The 5064-nt window shown below is 68.0% G+C and carries 4 protein-coding genes; 2 read left to right on the top strand and 2 right to left on the bottom strand.

Annotation, left to right across the window (positions count from 1 at the left end; genetic code table 11):
* Positions 1-58 precede the first annotated feature (58 nt).
* Positions 59-1246, top strand: coding sequence for an FAD-dependent oxidoreductase (locus ABD093_RS18460; protein WP_226849608.1), 1188 nt, complete (start codon positions 59-61; stop codon positions 1244-1246).
* Positions 1247-1306: 60 nt separating this feature from the next.
* On the opposite strand, the gene melA is transcribed toward ABD093_RS18460, so the two are convergent.
* Entirely contained in the window at positions 1307-2695 is a 1389-nt protein-coding gene (gene melA / locus ABD093_RS18455; protein WP_193115902.1) for an alpha-galactosidase, read from the bottom strand.
* A 91-nt stretch (positions 2696-2786) separates the two neighbouring features.
* Between melA and ABD093_RS18450 the strand changes: the two genes are divergently transcribed.
* The gene (locus ABD093_RS18450) at positions 2787-3725 is read left to right on the top strand and encodes a helix-turn-helix domain-containing protein (RefSeq protein WP_193115903.1); all 939 of its coding nucleotides are present in this window, start codon (positions 2787-2789) and stop codon (positions 3723-3725) included.
* A gap of 100 nt (positions 3726-3825) precedes the next feature.
* Here the strand turns inward: ABD093_RS18450 and ABD093_RS18445 are convergent, their stop codons facing one another.
* Entirely contained in the window at positions 3826-4914 is a 1089-nt protein-coding gene (locus tag ABD093_RS18445; RefSeq protein WP_193115904.1) for an endonuclease NucS domain-containing protein, read from the bottom strand.
* Positions 4915-5064: the final 150 nt, after the last annotated feature.

Below are 5064 nucleotides of genomic sequence, written 5' to 3'. Positions count from 1 at the left end.
TCATTCGCGAGGTCTACCACCTCATCAAGGTCAACCCCCGCACCGGCGAAATCGCGAGTTGACAACTATAGGAGCGTCAACGCATTTCCCGATCGCCATCATCGGTGGCGGTCTCGGCGGCCTGACCGCAGCCCGTGTCCTGCACGCCCGAGGGATCGAGGCTGCGGTGTTCGAGCTGGAAGCCAGCCGATACGCCCGCGCTCAGGGAGGCATGCTCGACATCCACGACGACACCGGGCAGCGGGCACTCCATGCCGCCGACCTATGGGAGCAGTTCACCCCGCTCATCCATCGCGGTGGGGAAGCCATGCGCATCCTCGACCACCGTGGGACGGTGCTGCGTGACGAGGCGGACGATGGTCAGCTCATCCGCCCGGAGGTCGACCGCGGCCAGCTGCGCGACATCCTCCTCGTCTCCCTGCCCGCCCGTACTGTCCACTGGGGTCGCAAGGTCTGCGCGGTGCGCACGGTGGACGGCTTCCCCGGGCGGCACGAGGTCGAGTTCACGGACGGCGAGGCGATCACCACCGACCTGCTCATCGGCGCGGACGGCGCCTGGTCCATGGTCCGTCCGCTGATGTCCGGCGCCCGCCCCGTCTACACCGGGATCTCCTTCGTCGAGGCCGACCTGTTCGACGCCGACGAGCGACACCCCGCCGAAGCTGCGGCGATGGGCCGGGGCATGCTGTTCGCCTTCAACGGCCCGACCGGCGTGCTCGGCCACCGCGAGATCGATGACACCCTGCACGTCTATCTGGGCCTGCGCGTCTCGGAGAGCTGGATCGACACGATCGACTTCGCCGACATCGCGGCCTCCAAGACGGCTCTCCTCGCCCGGATCGACGGCTGGGACGACGCGCTGCGCGGCCTGATCGCCCACGCGGACACCCCGCTGACGCCGCGCCGCATCCACGCCCTTCCCGTCGGCCACTCCTGGGAGCGGACACCCGGCACCACGCTCCTGGGCGACGCGGCGCACATGATGTCCCCGTTCGCCGGCGAGGGCGCCAACCTCGCCATGTACGACGGCGCTCAGCTCGCCCTGGCGATCGCGGAGAACGCCGGCAGCACGGAGGAAGCCCTCGCCGCGTACGAGGCCGATCTCTTCCCGCGTTCTGCCGACTCTGCCCGCGAGTCGGCCGGGAGCCTGGACCTGCTCTTCTGTGATGACTCCCCCGGACCCTTGACCAGCACGTTCGAGGAGTTCGACCGCCAGTCCGCAGAGTCCGCACCGGTCACACGCTGAGCCGTCCAGCTGGCTATGACGGTCAGTCCGCAGTTGATCGCACCGTGCGACTGCGGGTGCTCAGGCCCGCAAGGACTCCGGCAGCAGATCCGCGTGGGCGGCGAGCAGCTCGTCGGTCATGGCGCGAGCGTCCTCGAGGGTCACCTGGGCGGCGGTCAGCGGGTCCATCGCGACGGCGTGATAGACGTTCTCGAGGTTCCCGGTCAGCGCGGCCTGCACGGCGAGGGTCTGCACGTTGACGTTGGTGCGGTTCAGTGCGGCCAGCTGCAGCGGCAGCTCGCCGACCGCGGTGGGCTGCACGCCGTTGGCGTCGACCAGGCAGGGCACCTCCACACAGGCGTCGGCCGGGAGGTTCGTGATCAGGGAACCGTTGTTGGGCACGTTGCCGTGCACCACGCTGGGCACCCCGGTGACGATCGAGTTGATGATGCTGGCGCCGTATTCGACCGACGGGGCGAGCTCGGCCTTCAGCTGCTGCAGCTGCGTGTCGATGTCGCCCTGGTCGTCGTGCGCGGAGCAGATCTCGAAGTAGTCCCAGCGCTCGGGGATGTAGGACTCGGTGAGCTCGGGGGTCCTGCGGAAGTAGGGCAGGTACTCCGAGGCGTGGTGGCTGGACTCGGTCTCGAAGTACCCGAAGGCGTTCATGAGGGTGGTGCGCACCTGCTCGTTGCCGCCCTCGTAGACGTTGGACTGCTCGGCGGCCTCGCTGTGGTCGCCGTCGTCCCCGGCGAGGTCCGCGGCGCCGCGGTCGCGCTGGTGCTTCTGCGCCATCACCTCGCGCAGCCGCGGGTAGAGGTCCTCCCGCCCGCGGGAGAACTCCAGCACCCAGGCCTGGTGGTTGATGCCGGCGCAGCGGTAGCGCACCTCGTCGTAGGGCACATCGAGGGTGCGGGCGAGCATGCGGGTGGTGCCCTGCACGCTGTGGCACAGGCCCACGGCGCGCAGGCCGCGGGCGTTGAGATAGCTGGTGGCCATAGCCATCGGGTTGGCGTAGTTGATGAAGGCGGCGTCCGGGCACACCTCGAGGGCGTCGTCGATGATCGCGTCGTAGGCGCCCACGGAGCGCAGGAAGCGGAACACCCCGCCGGGGCCGACGGTGTCACCGACGGCCTGGTCGATGCCGTACTTCCGCGGGATCATCACGTCGTGCTCGTAGGACTCCAGGCCGCCCACCTGGAAGGTGATGATGACGATGTCGGCGCCGTCCAGCGCCGCGCGGCGGTCGCCGGTCTCCTCGACGGTCGCGCCGAAACCGTGGTGAGCGATCAGCTCGCGGGTTGCGCTCGCGACCGGGCCGAGCTTCTCGGGGCGCACGTCCATCAGCGTGAGTGTCGCGTCGCGCAGGGCGGGGAAGCTGAGGATGTCGCCGATCAGACGGAACGGGAACACGAAGCCGCCGGCTCCGATGATCGTGATCTTGGGGTGGGCGAGGAAGGCGCTCTGGGTCATGGATCCACGGTAGGGAGCCAGGTGCACGGAGGTCTCGCCTGATTCTGCGATGTTCTTCCAGGATCCTTCGATCTGCGCCTACTGTGGGCCCATGCCCGCCCATTCCCTCACCGAACCCGTTGTCGAGACGATGGCGCCCGCCCTGTGGTGCCGTCGTGGCGATCCGCCCACGATGCAGTCGATGCATCGTCACAACGACGTCGAGATCAACGTGGTGCTGCGCGGCGAGCTGCGCTATGTGTTCGCGGGCCGGCCGTTCGTGGTGCGCGAGGGGCAGGTCGCCATGTTCTGGGCGGCGCAGCCTCACGGCCTGGTCGACTCCCGCGCCGGGGACGTGTGCTGGGTGCACGTCCCGGTGAGCACGGTGATGGGCTGGAACCTGCCGGAGGCGGAGCTCGGCGCGCTGCTGCAGCCCTGGCCGGTGGTCACCGATTCGGCGCTGGTGCGGGCGCGGATGGAATCGATGATCCCCTCCTGGCTCGCAGAGTACGAGACGGCAGGCGGCTCCGCGGTCGCGCTGCTGGAGATCCAGGCGATGCTGCGCAGGATCCTGCAGGCGGCACCGGCGCGGGACGGCGCAGGGGCCGACGAGGGGCCTCGCTCCCCAGGGATCCCGTGCTCCTCCGACGATCCGGATTCGCCCGGCACCCAGATCAGTCCCGTGGCCAGCGCGTTCCGTGAGGGCGGCTCCCGTCGGGTGCCGCCGGAGCGCATCGACCACATGATGGCGATGGCGCAGTTCGTGATCGAGAACTACCGCTCCGCGCTCAGTGTGGAGGACGTGGCGCGCGCCGCCCATCTGACGCCCTCGCATGCGATGACCGTCTTCCGGGACACCGTCGGCGCCACCATCGGCGAGTACCTCACGATGTGCCGCGTCGCGGAGGCGCAGCGCCTGCTGATCACCACCGCGCTGCCCACCGCCGACATCGCCGAGCGCAGTGGATTCGGGTCGCTCAGCAGCTTCTACGCCCACGTGACCGCCGCGTGCGGTATGCCGCCGCGGCAGTACCGGCAGCAGGCAGGGTAGGCGGGGCGATAAGGAGTGCACGCCGCGCTGTCGGCCCGCCCCGATGGACGTGAGCCCACGTCGTCTCGGCGTACCCGATCCATGTCGCAGATGGCAGCCGTTATGCGTCCTCCACGCCGAAGTGCTCGGCGAGGCGCTCCAGTGTGAACTCCTGGCGGAGCTTGCAGGCGCTGTTCTGGTTGGCGAACATGCCCTTGGTCCAGTAGGCCTGTTCACGGGGCACCGCGGTCTGCCAGCGCACGGGCACGACCCATTCGGCCATGTCGTCCTCCTGCTCCGTACCTGGGCCATGGGAGTAGCGGCCTGCGAGCTGGAGATCAGAGAGGAGCACCTGCTCTCCTTCGATCGTGGTCTTCGCGCGGTCGAATCTTTCCGCCTCCCCGATGACGGTTCCGATGCCGACATACCCGGATTCGGGTATATGCACGTTGACCCGCGCTCCGAGCGGAAGCGCCCGCAGTGTTCGCGAGTACCAGACGCCGCCTCCCGCAGAGATGAATCCATAGTGGCGTGCGTCTTCCCAGTTGCGGCTCCCGGACTCCTCTCCGAAAGCGACGAACCAGTCCAGACCATTCCAGTCCGCCCGCTTGCTCTTTCGTCCGCTACCGACAGCGAGCGATGGGCCCTCCTCGCGGCTGACCAGCCAGGAGCGGGCGAGATAGTGGCGATCCTCGTCCTGGAGGTAGGAGAAGAACACCGCGTTGATCGGGACGCCGAAGTCGCGCAGGTAGTTCACGATCCGCTCGGAGCTGGAATCCAGTTCTGTCGCAACCACGGTGAGTTGCAGCTCGACGTTGACCTCGTCCGGGAGCGAGTCGCCGAAAGTGTCGGCGAATGCCGCTTCGAACGGAGCCTCGAGGTGATCGTTCGCAAGATCGATGACCTCCTCTCGGGTCAAGGTGGTCACCCAGGATCCGTAGTCGAGAACCTGGGCGACGACGTCCCGCGGGCTCCTGTCCCTTTTCAGCTCCAGGACGTGCAGGTTGCCGTCGACGTCGATCGCGAGCAGATCGATGAACTTTCCGTACGGAGTGCGCACCTGTCGGCCGATGACCAGCAGCGGTGTTCCGAGCAGGGATGGGTCCTGTTCCAGGAAGTCCTCGAGGGTCGCCTCGCTGGGCAGGGTCGCAGCCGGAAGTCGACGGGGTCGATCTCCATCGATTCGCCAGAGTCCCATTTCGACGGGCATGGTGCGGTCCTTCTCTCGGTGGCAGGCGGTGGGTTCCCTCAGTGTCGTCCACCGATGGCGACGCCGCAGTTAACCTCGGGATTTCATGGGGGTGTGGTCCCGACCGGCGGACGGCTTAGAGAAAGGTGCTCCTGACCTGGAATAATACGG

This window comes from Brachybacterium tyrofermentans (assembly GCF_039526165.1).
GTDB classification, from domain to species: domain Bacteria; phylum Actinomycetota; class Actinomycetes; order Actinomycetales; family Dermabacteraceae; genus Brachybacterium; species Brachybacterium tyrofermentans.
This window is presented reverse-complemented; position numbering and strand designations above follow the sequence as displayed.

Bases quoted from the DNA above. Each gene is read 5' to 3' on its own strand.
- melA (WP_193115902.1), bottom strand. From the start codon at position 2,695: ATGACCCAGAGCGCCTTCCTCGCCCACCCCAAGATCACGATCATCGGA.
- ABD093_RS18450 (WP_193115903.1), top strand. From the start codon at position 2,787: ATGCCCGCCCATTCCCTCACCGAACCCGTTGTCGAGACGATGGCGCCC.
- ABD093_RS18445 (WP_193115904.1), bottom strand. From the start codon at position 4,914: ATGCCCGTCGAAATGGGACTCTGGCGAATCGATGGAGATCGACCCCGT.